The following is a 17085-nucleotide window of genomic DNA, read 5'->3' on the forward strand; positions in this document are numbered from 1 at the left end:
GCTTCCAAATTAGAAAATTTGGATCTCAGCGACTCTTGAATCGTGCCCGAAGTTTCAAGAGATCGTCCCTTTCGACCTTTTCTTCGGGAGCCTGGGCAAGGAAGGAGCGTTTATAACGCAAAAGTTCAAAGTTTTCAAGCAGAATCTGGAGCGAAACGATCGCATCAAAGGAATCCGCATCCGAGCGCACCTTTTCGGCGAGCGAGAGCGTGTCCCGAGCATTTTTCAACTCATGATCCTTCAAAAAGCGGCCAGCAAAATACGAGGAAAATTTTTCGCGCAGATTCTTGACGGTCGGAAGCGAAAGCCCCTCTTTCCATTCGCCCCATTCCGAAGCCTTTTCGGGCAAGACAAAAGCGGAAATTAGCCGCAGACGAGCGTAAAGGTTTTCTTCTGCAGCTAGGCGAGACGCCAACTGGAGAAGTTTTTCCGAGACCTTTGTTCCTCGACGGAACCCGACGAACGCTTCGCGGAAAGCGTCCCACGCCCGAACAAAAGCGGTCACGCCGAGATACGAAGCGTCAAAGACCAAGCGGAAAAGCCCTTCGCGGGAATTCGTTTCCGCGGTTGTTTCCCGGGACGAAATATCGGCAAAAGAGCGCACCTTGCGTGATCGCGCAAATTCAATTCCGGAGAACCGCGCAAGCACTTCGTCCAAGTAATCGACGGTAAACTTTTCCTTTTCCGCATCCGTCATCGCAAGCAAAGAACGCAAAGCCCAGCCCGATTCATCCCTGCGATTGAGGAACGCAAAGCGGGCTTCAAACAAAGACTTGAGAGCCGAATCTTCTAGACTCACCAAGCGCGTTCTGCGATAGAACCTTTGCCAAAAATCCGCTTCTTCCGTCTGCATCGCCAATGCGCCTTGCGGCTTCCAACCGTAAGAAACGCCAAGCACAGGCATCGCCAAAGCCGCTTTCTGCACCAGCGGACGAACCGCATCAAAGAAAATGCAGGCGCCCCATTCCGGAGAAAGTTCTAACGGGAATTTTTCGGAAAATTCCGAAGAGGTGATAGACAAATGAAGCATCAGATGATGCTCGTTTTGCGGATTCAAAACCGGAAGCGCAGCTTCGGAACTTCCAAAGCTTTCAAAGGCTTCGTACAACGAAATGAGCGGAGACTTTTGCGGATTCCTTTCGAGAAAATCCACGAAGCGGTCGTCCAGGTCATCCTTCTTCTGTTCGAGCTTTTTACGGTCACCCTTGGGCAGTTCACGAATGAACGCTTCCACCATCCAGGCTCGCCATTTCGAAAGCTCATGGGCAAGAATCGCTGGGGAAAGTTTTGGCAAAAAGTCCGCCGGGATTTCAAGAGAAAGACCGTCCCAGGTTTTACTTGAATCAAAGACGAGTTCCGATCGAATTAGACGGTCGAGAATTTTCTGAAATTCGACAACGCCGCCATGTTGCGCCGCCTTGCGCTCTTCTTGCGCCTTGGCAAGCTTTTGACGGTACGCCGCCGCAATGACCGGATTGTTCTTGAAGGATTCAAAATGTTCCATCCCCGTTTCCGAAGCGTGGAACCAATCCTCTTCTGTATAACGGAGCGCCTTGTCCGTATTCTTCGCAATAAATTCTTTTAACGTCTGCAGGGAGAACACGCCCGGAGCGCGTTCCATCAAATAATCCACCTGCAGATCATCCGACGGACAAATTCCCCAACGTCGCAAACGCACTTCGCTCGCACGCAGCGCTTCCAAAACGCGTTCATTGTGCTGCATAAAGGGAAAAGGCCTTGGCATATTCCCTTCGACGATCGCTTCGAGAAAGAAAATCCGCGCCGCTTCTTCTGGATTCACGCGTCCATAATCGACGCGGTGCGAACGGGAAAGGACCATGCCGCGGAAAGAAACCTCTTCGACCGCTTCCACAAAGCCACGTTCCGGATTCCAGCGCGGTTCAAACCAGCGGTAAGTACAAAAGTCCTTGGCGACCTTGATGATCCACTCCGGCATGATCTCCGAAGCTTTCGTCAAAAAGACGCGGCTCGTTTCACGGACTTCTGCCGAAAGCACAAACTCCGGGAACTTTCCAGCGAGATCGCTTCCCGGGAAAAGGTAAGCATCACGACCGCCGACAAGACGGTAGCAACCATTATCGCGATCCCTGCGTGCAACACCACCGAGGAATCCCGTCAAAAGGGCAATGTGCAAATTATCGCGGTGAAAGGAATCAAACGGACAAACATAAGAGCCGAACTTGACCTTGAGAATGCGAGAGAATTGTTCGTAAAGATCGATCCATTCGCGACAGCGCAAAAAATGCATAAAATGCTTTTCACAGTACTTGCGAAGCGCATTCCAAGTGGTACCGTTCCATTCCCTACAAAAACCATTCCATTCCGCAAGGAAGGTCAAAAAGTCGCTCTTGTGACCGCCCATGCCCTTGTGCATTCGACGGGCTTTTTCCTTCATCGGTTCTTCCGACGGGAAAAGCCTTGGATCCTGAATGGAAAGCGCCGAGCAGACGATAATCGCCGGTTGCAAAACGCCCGCGTTCCGCGCCCTTAACAAGACGGCAGAAAGTGCGACATCCATCGGCAGGTGCGCCATTTCTGCGCCAAAAAGCGTCACACGCGCACCGCGTTCCACGCTCGAGAGTGCACCGAGTTCAAACAGCGACTTGTACGCGCCACGGAAAGCGGATCTCGGAGGCGGCTGAATGAACGGGAAATCTTCCACGGAAAGGTTCAGGCTGCGGAGTTGCAGCACCACATTCGAAAGGTTTGAACGGCGAATTTCCGGTTCGGTAAATTCTTCGCGGTCGTTAAAATCTTCTTCTGTGTACAGGCGAACGCAAACGCCCGGTTTGACGCGACCCGCACGTCCTGTACGTTGACGGGCGCTCGCCTGTGAAATTTTTTCCACCGGAAGTCCTTGGATACGCGTCTGCGGATTGTATCGCGAAACACGCGCCATTCCCGTATCGACCACATACGCAATTCCCGGAATCGTCAAAGATGTTTCCGCGATATTCGTCGCGAGCACAATGCGCGTCTTTCCGGAATTTTGAAAGACCTTTTTCTGTTCCCGAGGACTCATGCGTCCAAAGAGCGAAAGCACGTCAAACTTTTTATCGTCGAGCTTTTGAATCAGTTCGGCGCTCAAATCCTGAATGTCGCGTTCTGTGGGAAGAAAACAGAGCAGGTGATCTTTCCGTTCTTCTTCCAAAGCAAGAATCGCATCACGAGCTTCTTCGACAAGGCCCGAATCGCCTTTGCTCTTAGAGGAATTCTCTTGCGGATCGGCAAAGATGATTTGGACCGGGAACATGCGCCCTTCCGCTTCGAGAACCGCCGAATTTTCATAAAACTTTTCAAAAAGTTTGGCGTCAAGGGTCGCACTCGCAATCACCAATCGAAACTCCGGGCGTTCTTTTAATACGCCCTTAAAAATGCCGAGCAAAATATCGATGTTGAGCGAGCGTTCATGCGCTTCGTCGACCATGATTGCGGAATACATTTTGAACAGGCGATCCCGGCGGAATTCCTGCAAAAGGATACCGTCCGTCATCACTTTAATCGGAGCGTCTTTAGGACCTTCTTCCAAAAAACGGATTCGCGTCGAAACAAGATTTTCATCTTTCAATTCTTCACGCAAACGGTCTGCGATAGACATCGCCGCAAGTCTGCGGGGTTCCGTCACACCGATTCTGCCACCAGCCGCAAGACCGCTTTCGAGCAAAAACTTGGGAACCTGAGTCGACTTACCGGAACCCGTGTCCGCTTTGACGATTACGACCTGATGTTTTTTTAAAAGCTCCAAAAACTCTGCCCGCTTTTTGACAACGGGAAGATCCGGATATTCGATTTTCAGCTGTGCATAATCCGCGGTCACAGGCGATCGATAAAGTCAGAAACATCTTTACAGGTTTCGAGGTCAATGCGGAGATTGTCCAAATCTTCCTGCGAAATCTTGTCCGTTTTCATATTCTTTTCTGCGGAAGGCGGTTCGGGATGCGGAGCGGATTGGAGCGCTTCCAGCTCGCTTGCTGCTGCCGCTTCACGCACCTTATTCAGCAGCGGGAAAATGTCATGATGCATCTCGGCGCTTTCACGCAATGCATCGACGACGCGCGTCAACTTTTTGCGAAGCGTGTGAAATTCTTCACGATCGAGTTCAAAAACTTCCCCTTCCATCGTAATCAACGGCGATTTGCAACGACCGCAGACACAGACAACCAGAGAACTCTTTTTCCCATGAAGCGAAACATCCATCTCGTTTCCACAATGTGGGCATTTGATATGCATTTTTTCCATACCTTACAATGTACTTTTTTTATTCGAAAGGAATGGATTGTATCCAAAAAAACACCGATTTAAGCAACGACCGGGGCTGTCACTTTTTTATACCGCGAAGAAGTCGCCACGAGAGTCGAAAAAAGCACGGCGACGCTCCCCACAAGCAAAGCGATTCCAAGCGTTTGGAACGTATCCCCAACGCCCACAAGCGGCGACGCGATGCTTCCCATCATAAAGCCAAGCGCTCCCATCAAAGCACTCGCCGTTCCACCATTCGCGCGTTCCGTGCGCAAGGTCTGCGCCGTCGCTGGAGGCTGCAAAAGGCCAAACGCAAAGAGCAGCACAAAGAGCGAAGCCTCAACCCAAATCGGTCCCGCCTTGACAAACAAGAGCGAGAACGCAACAATCGAAGCGATGACCAGCAAAACAGCACCAAAACGAAGAGCCTTCAAATCCTCGCTAAACTGACTCGAAAGCGCACAGCCAACACCAATCCCGACCGCATTCAGCGCAAAAACAAAGCTGAACATCATCGGCGAAAAGCCATATCCTACCTGAAAAATAAAAGGCGATGCCGAAATATAGGCGAACAAAACAAAGCTCGACGTCACAAAGATCATCAAGTTCCGCACGTATTCCCCATTTTTCAAAACCTTACCATAAAGTGCAAAAGTCGAGAGCAAGGACTTTTGAGAGCGGCGGCGCTCCGCAAGCGTTTCTGTAAAGCGAAGAGCAAGTCCAAGAAGCACAACACCAATCACAAGTAGGGCGACAAAAGTTCCCTTCCAGCTCGTAAACTTCAAAAGGATTCCGCCAAATACAGGCGCCGTCACAGGGGCAATCCCGTTAATCGCACTCACAAGTGCAAGGAATTTTGAAAGCAGTTTTCCGCGAAAAGAGTCCATCGTCACCGAACGAGAAATCACAAGACCGCCAGAACCCGCCATACCTTGAAACAGACGGTACAGATTAAAGCTCCAGATATTCGGTGCAAAAAGGCAAAGAAGAGTCGTCACCAAAAAAACGACAAGCGAAGCGATCAGCAGTTTTTTCCGCCCAAACTTATCGCTGATCGGCCCCACCAAAAGCTGTCCACAAGCAAGGCCGAGCATGCTCATGGTAAGGCTCATCTGGACCGACGAAGCGCTCGCGCTAAAGTAATCCGTAAGAGACGGAAGCGCCGGCAAGTAGAAGTCCGTAACGAACGGTGCAAACGCGGTCAACATGCCAAGCATAATCGACAAATAGACGTAACCGTTCGGATATTTCTTTTGTGTGGCTGTCATTTTTACCTCTTTAAAACAAAAAAAACAACGATTTCCTTTTGCAACTGGACTTACGTTCGTTACAAACAGCGCGTTGTTTTTGTCGAGCAATGTAGAAAGATTTTTGAGAAATTCAAACGCTGCAGGAATCGTTTTTCGCACCTTTTCCAAAGAATTCTTTATAATTTTTTGCCCATTGCGCAAGAGAGTTTCATCACATTGGAAGCTTACTTTTTTGTGACGAAGTTGCCGTTTTTTATTAAATTTCAAGAATTTGTGCATCGCACGCAAGCAATTACATATAGATTTGTATCATACATTGCTTGCGTTTTGTATTATCAGGAGATGGCTATGCCTCAAAGAGTTTTTTTGCGTTTTTTAGCTGTGCTACTGCTTATCGCAGGATTGGTTGCAGCCCAACCACTTGAAGTTTGGATTATGCCAAACGGAGCAAACCCGCAGGGAATGCTCGAACAGCGTCTTGCGCTTTTTGAACAAGAGACTGGCTTAAAAACCAAGGTGAAAGTTCTTGACTGGGGCGAAGCCTGGAGTTTGATCACCTCCGTCTTGGAAGGCAAGCAAAACGCGCCGGATGTTTTGCAGCTCGGCACTACCTGGGTTTCCTATTTCGCCTCTCGCGGCCAGCTGGCAAAACTCGATGCCTATCTCCCCGAAATCAAACCAGAGCGTTTTATGAAAGTCAGCTGGAAGACCACCGGTACGGATGGTGATTCTGCGACCTATTCGATTCCTTGGTTCATTGACGCCCGCGCTCTCATGGTGAATAAGTCCATTTTGGCAAAAGCCGGCATAACCGCCAAAGATGTGGCAACCTATGAAGGTTTCTACCAATCCTTAAAGAAGATCAATAATCTTAACCTGCAGAGCAAAGACGGATTCAAGATTCGAGCCTTCGCATTCCCGGGCAAGAGCGACTGGAACATTCCGCATAACTTCGCTCCGTGGGTTTGGTCCGCAGGCGGATCCTTTGTCAAAAAAGATGATCATGGAGCTTGGCATTCTAACCTCCTGGACCCGAACACGATTGAAGGCATCGCCGCTTACCTTAACTTCGTGATGGATTCCCTGGTGGATAAGGCGAATTTGCGACACAATACCGCACAAATCGTTCAACTTTTTAACAATGGCGAACTCGGTTTCATTCTGAACACGGCCGAACTCGTGATGCAAATCCGTTATGAAGCCGCCATCGGCGGTCTTGCCGCTTCGACAATCAGTGCCGATGGCATCGACATCATGCCGGTTCCGGCTGGCAAGGCGGGCAGCGTCTGCTTCATCGGTGGAAGTAACCTTGCCATCCCGGCTTCCAAAGCGAAGAACGCCAATGCAGTCAAGCTTTTGAAATTCCTCATTCGCGACGACAACCTGCACGCTTATACAAAGCAAATCGGATTCCTTCCGCCTGTTACCGACGTTTTGAATACGTGGGCAAAGGATTCTTCTTATAAGGTTTTGATCGATCACTTAGAAGACGGTCGCAACTACCCGAACATTCCGGAATGGACGCTTGTGGAAGGCGCATTGATCAATCTCTTTAGCGACATTTGGGGCTATCTCGACATCGGAGGTCTCTATTCCGAAGAAGCAATGTACAGCACGCTTTTAACTCACAACCAAAAGATCAACGATATCTTGCACGCTCCGGCCAATACGACTCCTCCCATGCGGTTAGACGAGTTCCTCGCGCTTTGGAAAAAAGTCACCACACATCAAGTCAACGCTGTAGATTCTGTGAGTAAAACTATAGATTCAGCAGAAGCAAAAGATGGTTCCAATAAGCAAATCGGCTTTACCGCTATCATTTTCCTTCTCGCCGTATTCTCCGGCTTCATTGTAACGATCATACGTAAACGGAAAAAATAAAGGTTTAGTCTAATGTCAAAAGGTACAGGCAACATAAAGAGTAATATCCCACTAGTAAACACCATCGCTTTCCGAAGCTTGATGGCGTTTGCGCTTGCGTTCTTTGTCGTACTTTTCGGCGGCGCTATCTTTATGATTTCCAATCAATTGAATCTTGTTAAAAAAGAAGCCCAGGAACAGAATAAGCTTTCTCTGCATCAGGTGATGACCGTCATCGAAGGGCAATACGACTTGTTCTTGGGACGCCTTACCCTTTTGGCAACAACTCCCTATATTGAAAACCAGGACCCAACAGAATCCGGCGGATTCTTAAAAGGTTACAATGTGGCTCCGCTCTTTATTCCAGGCGAACACGTTGTTCTTTACAATTCCAAGCATGAAAAGGTTAGCGACAACTCCATGGTCGGAATTGCGCGCGTCAATACCGCTTATCATGAACTCAAGGACTTCAACGCCGTAGAACCGCAGCATCCTTACATTTCTCCACTCTTCTGGGAACAGCACACTCCGAAAAAGATTGTCGCTGTTCTCGTCGAAAACCGAGCAAAAGCCAACGGCTTTCTTGCGGCCTCGTTCTCGTTCCGCCGCCTATGGGAAATCTTTGAATCTTATAAGTTGGGCAATAAAGGTTTCTTTGTCATCGTCGATGAAAGCGATGTGATCGTTTACCACCCGAACATTCGCCAATGGGTAAACGGACAGGCCAGAGCTCAGGATCTGGGACTGGAATCGTTCAACGCGAAGAGCTTTACCCCATCCCAACCGAACTTCACCTTGATAGACGGCGAGGAATACCTGGTCAATTACGAATACAATCCGCGAATCAAGCTCGGCGTTCTCGCCATTCAGCCGATGAGCGAAGTGGAAGCCTCCGCAAAAACCTTCAGCAAGATTTTCTTGTACATCGGCATTATTTCCTTGATCGCAATTCTCATCATAACAGTTTGGATCTTTTACCGCATCGAAACCCCGATACAAGCGCTCATCAACAAGATGCTTGTAATTGCAGACGGAAACTACGAAGAATCGAGCGGTATCACGAGCACCAAGAACAATGAAATTCACGTACTCGCTTGCGTGTTCGACAAAATGCGCTTGACTATCCGCGAAAAAATGTCCGCACTCGCCGAGCACCAGGCTAACTTGGAACAGGAAGTTTACAAACGCACAGAAGAACTCGCCAAGGCAAATGAACTTCTAAAGATGATTTCCCGCACGGATGAACTGACACAGCTCCCGAACCGCCGAGACATTCGCGAAAAGATCAGCTATGAAATTTCCCGTTTCGACAGATCCAAGCGCAAGTTCTCGTTCCTCTTTGTGGACATTGACAAGTTCAAGGACATCAACGACCACTACGGGCACATCTGCGGCGACTTGGTGCTGAAAACCGTTGCCGAAACGATGAAGAAAAGCCTGCGCAAGCAAGACATCGTATCTCGCTGGGGCGGTGAAGAATTCCTCACGCTCTTACCGGAAACACCTCTCGGCGGTGCAAAACTTGTCGCAGAACGCCTGCGCAAAAAGATTGAAGAAACCCAAATCAGCTTTGCCAATCAAAGCTTGCACGTGACCGTTACCGTGGGCGTCGCCGAATACGACGAACGCTTGGGCATGGATCACAGTATCAACCTCGCGGACCGCGCCCTCTACGAAGGCAAGCAGACCGGTCGAAACAAGATCGTCCTCTTCAACCCGGAAGATATCAGCGAAGACGATTTGAAGGCAGCCAAAGACGAATTGAAATACGCCAAGGGCCAGTTCAACAGCGAAAATCAGTCGCCTCCCACAGGCGAGCAGGATTCTTCGAGCAAAGAAAAAGACGCGTAAAATTTCACAAGCAAAGAGAAAAGGCGGTGCCATGCACCGCCTTTTGCTTTGAAATTTGAAGAAGAACTATTCCGCAGCTTCTGCCGGATCGGAATCGGTTTCAACGACTTCTTCCGGTTCATCGGAAAGAGCCGGAGCGTCTGCGTTGCCGAGAAGAGCATCCGCATTCACACCGATGAGCTTGTTCGACTTGTCGAAGCTTGCGACGATGTAATAATCGCTGTTCCAGGAAACCGTGCGGAGCTTGCCCTTACCGTCCGGAGATCCCTGAACCTTGCTCGAGAAAATCGACGGGTTTGCGAGGCGCTTTTCGAGAATGGCAAATTCCTTGGAGTTTTTCACCTGCATATTGGCTGAGCAAGCAAGATTCCAAAGGACCGCATTGTTTTCAATGACCGAGTTCTGGCCTTCGACAATGTTCGTCGCCTGCTTGTAATAAGCATTGGTCTTTTTCTGGTAAGCTTCTTCAGCCTGGGAAACGTAGTTACCCTTCTGCATCACGAGAAGGCCTGCCACTGCGACGTTCAAGGCCAAGGATGCAATCGTAAACACTTTCACTTTAGACGCCATAATTCCTCCTACTTTTCCTTAAAAGAGAACGGAGCCGGAGCTTCGACCTTGAATGTTGCAGACGGAGAGAGGGCGACGAGTTCCTGGTTGTCGACAGAAACAAACTTGCCACCCTTGAACGTGAACGAAACCTTGCAGTTTTCACCACAAGAAAGGGTCGTCACTTCACCAGATGTCTGCGGATTTAAAAGCTTGCCTTCGTCGAGAGCTGCGACGCGAGCGTCAAAAGCCGACTTGGAAAGATTCTGCGCAGTCGTTTCGAAAGTGAGCTGCCAGATCAGATTTCCCTTCTGGATGAAATCGTTCTGGGCTTTCACCGTCTTCGCAACCTGATCCGTGTAAGCCTTTGTAGCCACCTTGTAAGATGCCTGGGCTTGTTCTGCATAACCGCTCTTGAGAGCGAACATGATGACGAGCAATGCCACGTTAACCGCAACAGAGACCGCCAAGATGAGTTTCATCTTTTTCGAATCCATACGCTATAATTCTCCTCAAATAGAATTGATAAGTATAATGTATATTTTCGCCTAAAGAAGAAAAGGGAAAAAAATGCAAAAAAGTCTTTCCGAAGCCGTTTTCGAAAACTTAAAAGAGCTGATCAAGGCGAAAAACGCCGCCCACGAGTCCATGTTCAAATTCCATTGGAAAAAACTCTGGCCGTTCAGCCTGATCTTTCCGCAGGTAGACTTTATCCGTATCGAGCGCTTTATGGGCGAAGTCAAGGATCAGGCCCTTGCCCAAAAGAAGTTCATCGAAAACAATTTAGGGCAAGCCTTCCCCAACGAAAAAGACTTTTTGAATGCAGTTCCCGCATATATCGACGCCTTGGCGGTTTCTTGCGATAAGCTCGCCGTCATTGCCCGTTTTAAGCAGAATATCCTTGAAAAAACGCAAAGACGCGACGTTTTCGGTTTCAACAAGCTTTTGACGGATTACCAGAATGCCCAATCGGACCTTGTGCGTGCAGGCGCCTTTGTGCAAGTCGCCTGGGGATCCTTAATGGCGACCAAGCAGAATTCGGAGAAGATTCAGACGCCATAAAATCTTTTGCGCAAGGCTCGCCTTGTTCTGTTCTAAAAGGGCGGTCGAATTGTGCGCATGTTGGCGATATTCCAAGAGAGGCTCGTTCAAGAAACGTGCCTTTTTTGTTTTTTCCGCACAAATTCCAATCCACTGATCGTGCATCGGAAGACCCTGAGGGAATGGAAGTGCTAAATCGAGGAGTTCCCTGCGAAACGCCATGCAGCAGCCTGTAAAGCTGTTTTTGAGCACATTTGCCCAGATTCCATGCCACGGAGGGCGCACTTCAAAGAGGCGCTTTCCCTGTTCCCATTTTCCCGTTGCATTCTGCGCATAAAAGTAGGCATCATGCAAAACGCAGCTAACCGTTAAATTTTCAAATTCCGCAAGAACCTTGGAAACTTTATTTTCGAGCCATAAATCGTCCTGGTCCGCAAGAAAAATGAATTCTCCCATTGCCGAAGCAAGAGCCCTTTCCAGGTTATAGGTCGGGCCCAAGTTTTTTTGTTCAGGCGCAAGAACCTTGATGCGGGAATCGTTCAAACCCTGGATGATTTCAAGCGTCGCATCGGAAGAGCCGTCATCGGCTATCAGCACTTCATCTTTGAGCGAGAGCTGCGAAAGAATGCTCAAAAGCTGTTCCCGAATAAAGGCTTCCCCGTTGTATGTCGCCATGCAGACTGAAATCATATTTTCCGCCTAATACTTCAAGAACTTTCGAGGAATCAAAAGTTTGGGAAGGTGGATCCAGAAAGCGAGCGATGCGTTCGAAAGCTTCGGAAGCATGCGCAGAGCTTCTCCCTTTTGATCGTAAGCGAGCGATGAGAACCAGCGGGTTTTCCAAAGGTTCACCGCTTTGCGGTAAGCGGCATGGGTCTTGTACTTTTCAACCACCGCAAGAATCTGTGCATAGATAAAGTTTAGATTCTTGTGCATCGAATTCGGAAGAACTCGGTAATGACTGCAGACCGTTTTCAAAATGGGAATGTTTCCAAAGCGGTTCGAAAGGGCAAGCCACGCCGGAAAATCTTCAAAGCGAAAACTTTCATCGTAGAAGCCGACTTCGGCGAACTTGCTTTTGACAATCATTTCCGTGGAGCCGTTCAATTCGACGCGTCCAAGCAGAATGTCTTCAAAAGAAGCTTCCGTCGCACGGTCAAAACGGGAATCGGGTGAACCTTCGAGCGTTCCATCGGGAAGCATATTCACAATTTGCCCGGCGCAGGCAGGCACTTGAGGGTGCGATTCCAAGAAGCGGCTCTCTGCTTCTAAGCGCCCCGGAGCCATGATGTCGTCCGAGGCGAATGTGCAAAAGTACTTTCCGTGCGAAAAGGAAAGCAGTTCGTTCAGGGTTTTGACGAGACCTTTGTTTTCGCGGTGCTTGTAAAAGAATCCGAATTCTTTAGAGAGCCTTTCCAAAATTTGCGGACTTTCGTCCGTGCTTCCGTCATCGATGACGATGAGTTCAAATGGAACGCCTTTTTGCGCCATCACGGAACGCACGGACGCTTCGACGTACGGCGCGTGATTGTAGCTTGAAAGCAGCACGGAAACTAAAGGTTCTTCCATGAAAGTCTCCGCAACAGAATCAGCAGGGCTACAAAGCAAATCCCATTTTCAACGGCGTAAGCAGCAAAAGGCGCATGGTAGCCCAAAGAAGCCGAACCCAAAACCGTCAAAACGGCGAACAAAACATCGGCAGCCACTTCCACAGAAAGGAATGCCACCGTTTCTTTCCGCGCAACGAGCGCAAGGCCAAGGCACCAGCAGCCCGCCTTAAAGAAGTCTCCCACAAACTGCAACGGGATCAGTTCCTTTAACGGAAGGAAGGTTTGCGATAGCGCAATCACCACCACATATTCACGGAACCAAAAGAGAATTCCCACCGCCAAACCGGCAAGCGCCATGACGCGCAACAAAAGTCCGCGAAGCGTTCTGTAGAATTCTTCAGAAGAAATCGCCGCCGAAAGACGCGGAAGCAATACAACCCCTAAAATCGAAGAAAAACCGACATTGAAAAAATCCGAAATACGCACTGCGCCCTGCCAAAGACCCGCCGCATCCCAACCGAACTGCTTTGCCAAATAGGAACGCACAAACATATAGAGCACAGGAGTCAGCACCATCGGCACAAGGCCCATCCACGCATAACCTCGCCAAATCTGGGTATTGCTCTGGATCATCGCACTAAAACGCTTGTAACGGAAACCGCCTTTTTTGGCGTTCCAAATCGCAAAAGCGCAAGAAAGCAACGACTGCGTCGCCACGGCGCTCAACACCGACAAGGATCGCGTCTGCACCATGGCAATCACCCAAACACAATTCAAGACCGAAGAAATAATCGTGATCGAAGCCCAGCGCTTATAATCCGAAAGGCCATTCATCACCGCCTGGCAAATCGTCGTTATCGAAAGGGCGATCATCCCCGGAATCGCAAAGAGAATCGCCGCCTGCAAAAGACGCTTCGGCACGCCTGGGAAAAGGGTCTGCAACGGAGAAAAAAAAGCGAACAACGCAAAGAAAATCGCCGTCGCAATCGACGCGTACACGCTAATTCGAAATCCGCCGCGCCAAATCGGGCCCAGTTCCTTTTCCTTATCCTTGTAACGGGCGGTGAGGCTCACCCAACCGTTCTGCAGCGCAAGGGAAGAAGTTCCTTGCCCAAAGGTGATCAGGTTCTGCAACTGCCCCACAGCCGCAAAGCCGACTGGCCCCATGATCGAAGCCAAAAACTTATTCGTGATAAAAGCGCAAAGAATGCGAATCGCAGTCGCAACCGCAGAACCCGCAGACTGTTTCCAGAATCCCGAAGATTTCATAGATCGTACTCGTAAATATCGTAAGCGACACCACGGGCCGCACAGATTTCTTTTTGATGCACCAAGCCTTCGTTCAAAACGCGCCCCTGTTCTTCATTCGAAGTTCCCCAGTCAAGCCAGCGGACTTCGGGAAAGGCATTCGTTTCGTTCATCATCAAAAAATCCATCGCATTCAAAGAGCGTCCTTTTGCAGAACTCGCCAAATACTGCGCATGGGCAACCTGGCTTGAAATGTACACGACGCTTCCCGAAAGAAGTTCACCGTTGAGCGTCACCGTGTAAAGCTTGATATTCTTTGGAAAACGGCTCGAAAGAAGTTCGAGTTCTGCCTTGGAATGGACCGGATGCGCTCCGTGCCCTTCTTGCAGGCAGCAGTCGAGCAGGTCCCAGAATCCGCTAAAATCCTTCGATTCCGCGAATAGGAGTCCTAAGCGATTTCCCTTGTTCAGGTAATACTTCTTTTTAGAGGAAGGCTGTGTAACCTTCGGCTCGATCGTGCTTGAAATCAAACGGGCGCGGATTCTCGCATTTTTGCGAAAGAGCCAGTACAGATCTTCTTGCGAAGGGCGTTCCGCATAAATCCACGGGAGCGCTTTGTAAATCACCTTCTTCGCCCCGAGCTTTTGAAGCTCCGCATCGAGCAAATCAAAAAGGCATTTGACATCCATTGTCTTTACCGAAGCGTCTACAACGAATCCGCCAAAAGTAAGCCCTGCATGGGAACTGAAAACGCCCTCTGCATCGAGAGTGCCCGGAATCACGGCACAGATGTCATTTTTTTTATAAAAGAGAAACGAACAGTCCGGAAAACGGTCCGCATGGTAATCCATGTAGTTACGGTCAAAAAGGAAATTGCCATTGCGGGATTTTTTCGCAATGAAATCGTTCCACTTTTTAGCATCAGCGGCTGTGTAACGTCGAACGGTAATCTCAGCCATGGGAAGCGACCTCGTCCAAAATTTCTAACGGATCTATCTTGCGAATCACTTTTGCCGGAACGCCTCCGAGAACGACATTCGATGGGAATTTTCCCGAGACAACGGCTCCTGCCGCAACCACGGAATGTTCCCCGATTTCAGTTCCCTTGAGAATCGTCACATTGTTACCGATCCAAACATCATCGGCGATTTTGACCGCAGCCCGTTTTGGAGTCGCCGATAGGCGCACATTCGGCAAGACTGTATGAAAATCCGAATCGTAGATTTCAACTCGCGTACCGATTAAGACCTTCTTCCCAATCGAAATGCCCGGACCTTCGGCAATCGCTACAAAATGATTGCCCACCCAGGAATCTTCCCCGATTTGAATGAGAGCTTCTTTTGTCCGCGGATTCACAAAGACATACGAAGTCCAGAAGTCCGTATCGAAAGCGAGTCCCACGTGAACATTCTTTTCAAAGCGAACCGTTCCCGCACCTTGAGCGAGCAGCGGAGACGCAAGCCGAGGAGAACCTTCCACTTTTGCATCGGAAAGGACGCGGTAAAAAGCCTTGCGCGAAAGCGCAGCCGCTTTGCGGACAATTCTACAGATGAAACGCATTCACAGCCTCGATGACTTTCGAAATTTCGTCTTCGGTCATTTGCGGATACAGCGGAAGACTGAGTTCCGTATCCGCGATTTCTTCCGCGATCGGAAAGTAGAGTTCCCCGAGTTCCCCGTAAGCACTTTGGCGATGCGGCGGAATCGGATAATGGATGAGCGTACCCACGCCCGAATGCGTCAAATACTCTTGGAGCGCCTTGCGGTAAGAAGTCCGAATGGCGAAGATATGCCAAACATGTTCGCCGGGTTTTCCTGGACTTGGAAGCGTCACCAGCGGATTCGAAATGTACTTCATGTAACGTTTAGCGATCTGCGAGCGTTTCGCGTTATCCGAATCCAAGCGAGGAAGCTTCAAAGAAAGGATTGCCGCCTGCAATTCATCCAAGCGGGAATTCATTCCTTTGAACAAATTCACATACTTTTGTTCGCTACCGTAATTGGCAAGAGCGCGGATCGTCTTCGCAAGTTCCGCATCCGAAGTCGTGACAGCACCGGCATCGCCAAGCGCTCCCAAATTTTTACCCGGGTAAAAACTAAAACCGGCCGCATCGCCAAAAGATCCTGCACGCTTGTGATTTTCTACAGCACCGTGCCCTTGAGCGGCATCTTCTACTAAAATCAAATCGTGGATCTTTGCAAATTCCGAAAGTTCCTTGCCCGGAATCGCTCTTCCGTATAAATCGACCGCAAGAATCGCTTTCACCTGCGGATTCCATACGCGCTTGACGCCTTCAACTGAAAGATTGAGCGTTTGCGTATCCGGATCGGTAAGCAGAGGAACAAGGCCCGCTTCACTAATCGAAAGGACCGATGCGATATAAGTATTCGCCGGGACAACCACAAAGTCCCCGCGATTTAAACGGCCCATTTGAATATACGCTTTGAAAATCAGAGTTAAAGCTTCAAGACCGTTTGCAACGCCAATGCAGTATTCCGTTCCGCAGTATTTGGCAAACGCCTTTTCAAATCGTTCGCATTCCTTGCCACGAATATACCAACCGCTCTTGACCGCATTTTCCAAAGCCTTGGAAAGTCCCGGTTCAAAAGAATCCGTCACCCGTTTCAAATCCAGATAGGGAATCATTTTCCCTCCCGAAGATTTTCTGCATAAGAAAGGAAGCGTTTGTAATCACGGATGTAATCCGCTTCCTCATACGAATGCGAAGCTAAAACAAGGCAGATCGATCCCGAAGAGAAATTCAATTCTTCCGCCCAGACTCCAGGTGGCACATACACGCCGTAGTAAGGTCTGTCCAAATGGATGATCTGTGAATTTTGACCGTCATCGATTTTGGCATCAAAAGCGCCCGAAGCGGCAATCAGCAACTGGTGACATTCCTGATGCGCATGACCGCCGCGGTTTTCTCCGCCCGGAATATCGTACAGGTAAAAGACCCGGTTGATTTCAAACGGGACATCCTTAAAACTTTCCACAGGCGTCAAAGACCCGGAGCGTTCCGTGGTCCGCGGAAATTCGATGTAGCGGCATCCGCCTAAAAGTTCTTTCATTGCGCCGCCTTATTAAAATCTTCAAATTCCCAGATGTAATCATCGGGATCATAAGGTTCCGAACTGAGCACGAGCGCCACGGAATTCGTCGAAAAATTATCCAAGGTGCGGTAATGCATCGGCGGAATATAAAGTCCGTAGTAAGAGCGTCGCAAGGAGTGGCGCACTTCTTCTTTACCGTTGTGCAGCACCACGTCAAAGCTACCCGAAAGCGCAATGATCAGCTCTTGCTGTTTCTTAAAGGCGTGGCTACCGCGGCGCTGTCCACCGGGGACATCGTAAATCCAGTAGCAACGGCGAATCTTGAACGGAATATGATTTTCCGATTCGATAAAACTCAAATTTCCCCGATCGTCGAGGATCTTGGGAAGCGAAAGAATCTGCGGTATCTGAGTCTTATCCAT

At 49.3% G+C, this 17085-nt stretch carries 16 protein-coding genes; 3 read left to right on the forward strand and 13 right to left on the reverse strand.

The window, feature by feature from the left end:
• Positions 1-25 precede the first annotated feature (25 nt).
• From hrpA to MR847_RS03675, 3 genes are all read right to left on the reverse strand, one after another.
• Positions 26-3838, reverse strand: coding sequence for an ATP-dependent RNA helicase HrpA (gene hrpA / locus MR847_RS03665; RefSeq protein ID WP_287722967.1), 3813 nt, complete (start codon positions 3836-3838; stop codon positions 26-28).
• On the reverse strand, positions 3835-4218 hold the full coding sequence (locus MR847_RS03670) for a hypothetical protein (RefSeq protein WP_287722968.1): 384 nt from the start codon (positions 4216-4218) through the stop codon (positions 3835-3837). Before MR847_RS03670 ends, hrpA begins: the two co-directional genes overlap by 4 nt.
• Positions 4219-4319: 101 nt before the next feature.
• The gene (locus tag MR847_RS03675; RefSeq protein WP_287722969.1) at positions 4320-5528 is read right to left on the reverse strand and encodes a multidrug effflux MFS transporter; all 1209 of its coding nucleotides are present in this window, start codon (positions 5526-5528) and stop codon (positions 4320-4322) included.
• A 330-nt stretch (positions 5529-5858) separates the two neighbouring features.
• Between MR847_RS03675 and MR847_RS03680 the strand changes: the two genes are divergently transcribed.
• Together MR847_RS03680 and MR847_RS03685 are read left to right on the forward strand one after the other, a co-directional pair.
• The gene (locus tag MR847_RS03680) at positions 5859-7391 is read left to right on the forward strand and encodes an extracellular solute-binding protein (RefSeq protein ID WP_287722970.1); all 1533 of its coding nucleotides are present in this window, start codon (positions 5859-5861) and stop codon (positions 7389-7391) included.
• Between the two features lie 81 nt (positions 7392-7472).
• Entirely contained in the window at positions 7473-9221 is a 1749-nt protein-coding gene (locus tag MR847_RS03685) for a sensor domain-containing diguanylate cyclase (RefSeq protein ID WP_287722971.1), read from the forward strand.
• 66 nt (positions 9222-9287) lie between these two features.
• Here MR847_RS03685 and MR847_RS03690 read toward each other — a convergent pair whose 3' ends face one another.
• A complete protein-coding gene (locus tag MR847_RS03690; protein ID WP_106519554.1) occupies positions 9288-9791 on the reverse strand; it encodes a hypothetical protein in 504 nt (167 codons plus the stop codon).
• A gap of 8 nt (positions 9792-9799) precedes the next feature.
• The gene (locus MR847_RS03695) at positions 9800-10267 is read right to left on the reverse strand and encodes a hypothetical protein (RefSeq protein ID WP_100425892.1); all 468 of its coding nucleotides are present in this window, start codon (positions 10265-10267) and stop codon (positions 9800-9802) included.
• 73 nt (positions 10268-10340) lie between these two features.
• On the opposite strand from MR847_RS03695, the gene MR847_RS03700 reads away from it, so the two are divergent.
• Positions 10341-10832, forward strand: a complete 492-nt coding sequence (locus MR847_RS03700) for a hypothetical protein (protein WP_287722972.1) — start codon at positions 10341-10343, stop codon at positions 10830-10832.
• Here MR847_RS03700 and MR847_RS03705 read toward each other — a convergent pair.
• From MR847_RS03705 to MR847_RS03740, 8 genes are read right to left on the reverse strand one after another with little or no spacing between them, the layout of a single operon-like run.
• Positions 10788-11501: a glycosyltransferase gene (locus MR847_RS03705; protein WP_287722973.1), complete on the reverse strand. Its 714-nt coding sequence runs from the start codon at positions 11499-11501 to the stop codon at positions 10788-10790. The two genes, MR847_RS03700 and MR847_RS03705, sit on opposite strands and share 45 nt — an antisense overlap.
• Before the next feature lie 9 nt (positions 11502-11510).
• Positions 11511-12380 (reverse strand): glycosyltransferase family 2 protein, encoded by an 870-nt coding sequence (locus MR847_RS03710; protein ID WP_277003134.1) that lies wholly within the window; start codon positions 12378-12380, stop codon positions 11511-11513.
• Positions 12365-13630: an O-antigen translocase gene (locus tag MR847_RS03715; RefSeq protein ID WP_277003137.1), complete on the reverse strand. Its 1266-nt coding sequence runs from the start codon at positions 13628-13630 to the stop codon at positions 12365-12367. The genes MR847_RS03710 and MR847_RS03715 overlap by 16 nt, the downstream gene beginning before the upstream one ends.
• Positions 13627-14568 carry a GNAT family N-acetyltransferase gene (locus MR847_RS03720; RefSeq protein WP_287722974.1) on the reverse strand — a complete coding sequence of 314 codons (942 nt, stop codon included), beginning with the start codon at positions 14566-14568 and terminating at the stop codon, positions 13627-13629. The genes MR847_RS03715 and MR847_RS03720 overlap by 4 nt, the downstream gene beginning before the upstream one ends.
• Positions 14561-15169 (reverse strand): acyltransferase, encoded by a 609-nt coding sequence (locus tag MR847_RS03725; RefSeq protein ID WP_100425886.1) that lies wholly within the window; start codon positions 15167-15169, stop codon positions 14561-14563. Before MR847_RS03725 ends, MR847_RS03720 begins: the two co-directional genes overlap by 8 nt.
• On the reverse strand, positions 15153-16256 hold the full coding sequence (locus MR847_RS03730; RefSeq protein WP_100425885.1) for a DegT/DnrJ/EryC1/StrS family aminotransferase: 1104 nt from the start codon (positions 16254-16256) through the stop codon (positions 15153-15155). Before MR847_RS03730 ends, MR847_RS03725 begins: the two co-directional genes overlap by 17 nt.
• Complete coding sequence (locus MR847_RS03735; RefSeq protein ID WP_287722975.1) at positions 16253-16681, reverse strand: sugar 3,4-ketoisomerase; 429 nt, start codon at positions 16679-16681, stop codon at positions 16253-16255. Before MR847_RS03735 ends, MR847_RS03730 begins: the two co-directional genes overlap by 4 nt.
• Positions 16678-17085 carry a sugar 3,4-ketoisomerase gene (locus MR847_RS03740; protein WP_100425883.1) on the reverse strand — a complete coding sequence of 136 codons (408 nt, stop codon included), beginning with the start codon at positions 17083-17085 and terminating at the stop codon, positions 16678-16680. The genes MR847_RS03735 and MR847_RS03740 overlap by 4 nt, the downstream gene beginning before the upstream one ends.

This window comes from Hallerella sp. (assembly GCF_022776125.1).
GTDB classification, from domain to species: domain Bacteria; phylum Fibrobacterota; class Fibrobacteria; order Fibrobacterales; family Fibrobacteraceae; genus Hallerella; species Hallerella succinigenes.

Bases quoted from the DNA above. Each gene is read 5' to 3' on its own strand.
- MR847_RS03690 (WP_106519554.1), bottom strand. From the start codon at position 9,791: ATGGCGTCTAAAGTGAAAGTGTTTACGATTGCATCCTTGGCCTTGAAC.
- MR847_RS03675 (WP_287722969.1), bottom strand. From the start codon at position 5,528: ATGACAGCCACACAAAAGAAATATCCGAACGGTTACGTCTATTTGTCG.
- MR847_RS03720 (WP_287722974.1), bottom strand. From the start codon at position 14,568: ATGGCTGAGATTACCGTTCGACGTTACACAGCCGCTGATGCTAAAAAG.
- MR847_RS03695 (WP_100425892.1), bottom strand. From the start codon at position 10,267: ATGGATTCGAAAAAGATGAAACTCATCTTGGCGGTCTCTGTTGCGGTT.
- MR847_RS03680 (WP_287722970.1), top strand. From the start codon at position 5,859: ATGCCTCAAAGAGTTTTTTTGCGTTTTTTAGCTGTGCTACTGCTTATC.
- MR847_RS03710 (WP_277003134.1), bottom strand. From the start codon at position 12,380: ATGGAAGAACCTTTAGTTTCCGTGCTGCTTTCAAGCTACAATCACGCG.
- MR847_RS03730 (WP_100425885.1), bottom strand. From the start codon at position 16,256: ATGATTCCCTATCTGGATTTGAAACGGGTGACGGATTCTTTTGAACCG.
- MR847_RS03735 (WP_287722975.1), bottom strand. From the start codon at position 16,681: ATGAAAGAACTTTTAGGCGGATGCCGCTACATCGAATTTCCGCGGACC.
- MR847_RS03700 (WP_287722972.1), top strand. From the start codon at position 10,341: ATGCAAAAAAGTCTTTCCGAAGCCGTTTTCGAAAACTTAAAAGAGCTG.
- MR847_RS03705 (WP_287722973.1), bottom strand. From the start codon at position 11,501: ATGATTTCAGTCTGCATGGCGACATACAACGGGGAAGCCTTTATTCGG.
- MR847_RS03740 (WP_100425883.1), bottom strand. From the start codon at position 17,085: ATGGATAAGACTCAGATACCGCAGATTCTTTCGCTTCCCAAGATCCTC.
- MR847_RS03715 (WP_277003137.1), bottom strand. From the start codon at position 13,630: ATGAAATCTTCGGGATTCTGGAAACAGTCTGCGGGTTCTGCGGTTGCG.
- MR847_RS03670 (WP_287722968.1), bottom strand. From the start codon at position 4,218: ATGGATGTTTCGCTTCATGGGAAAAAGAGTTCTCTGGTTGTCTGTGTC.
- MR847_RS03685 (WP_287722971.1), top strand. From the start codon at position 7,473: ATGGCGTTTGCGCTTGCGTTCTTTGTCGTACTTTTCGGCGGCGCTATC.
- MR847_RS03725 (WP_100425886.1), bottom strand. From the start codon at position 15,169: ATGCGTTTCATCTGTAGAATTGTCCGCAAAGCGGCTGCGCTTTCGCGC.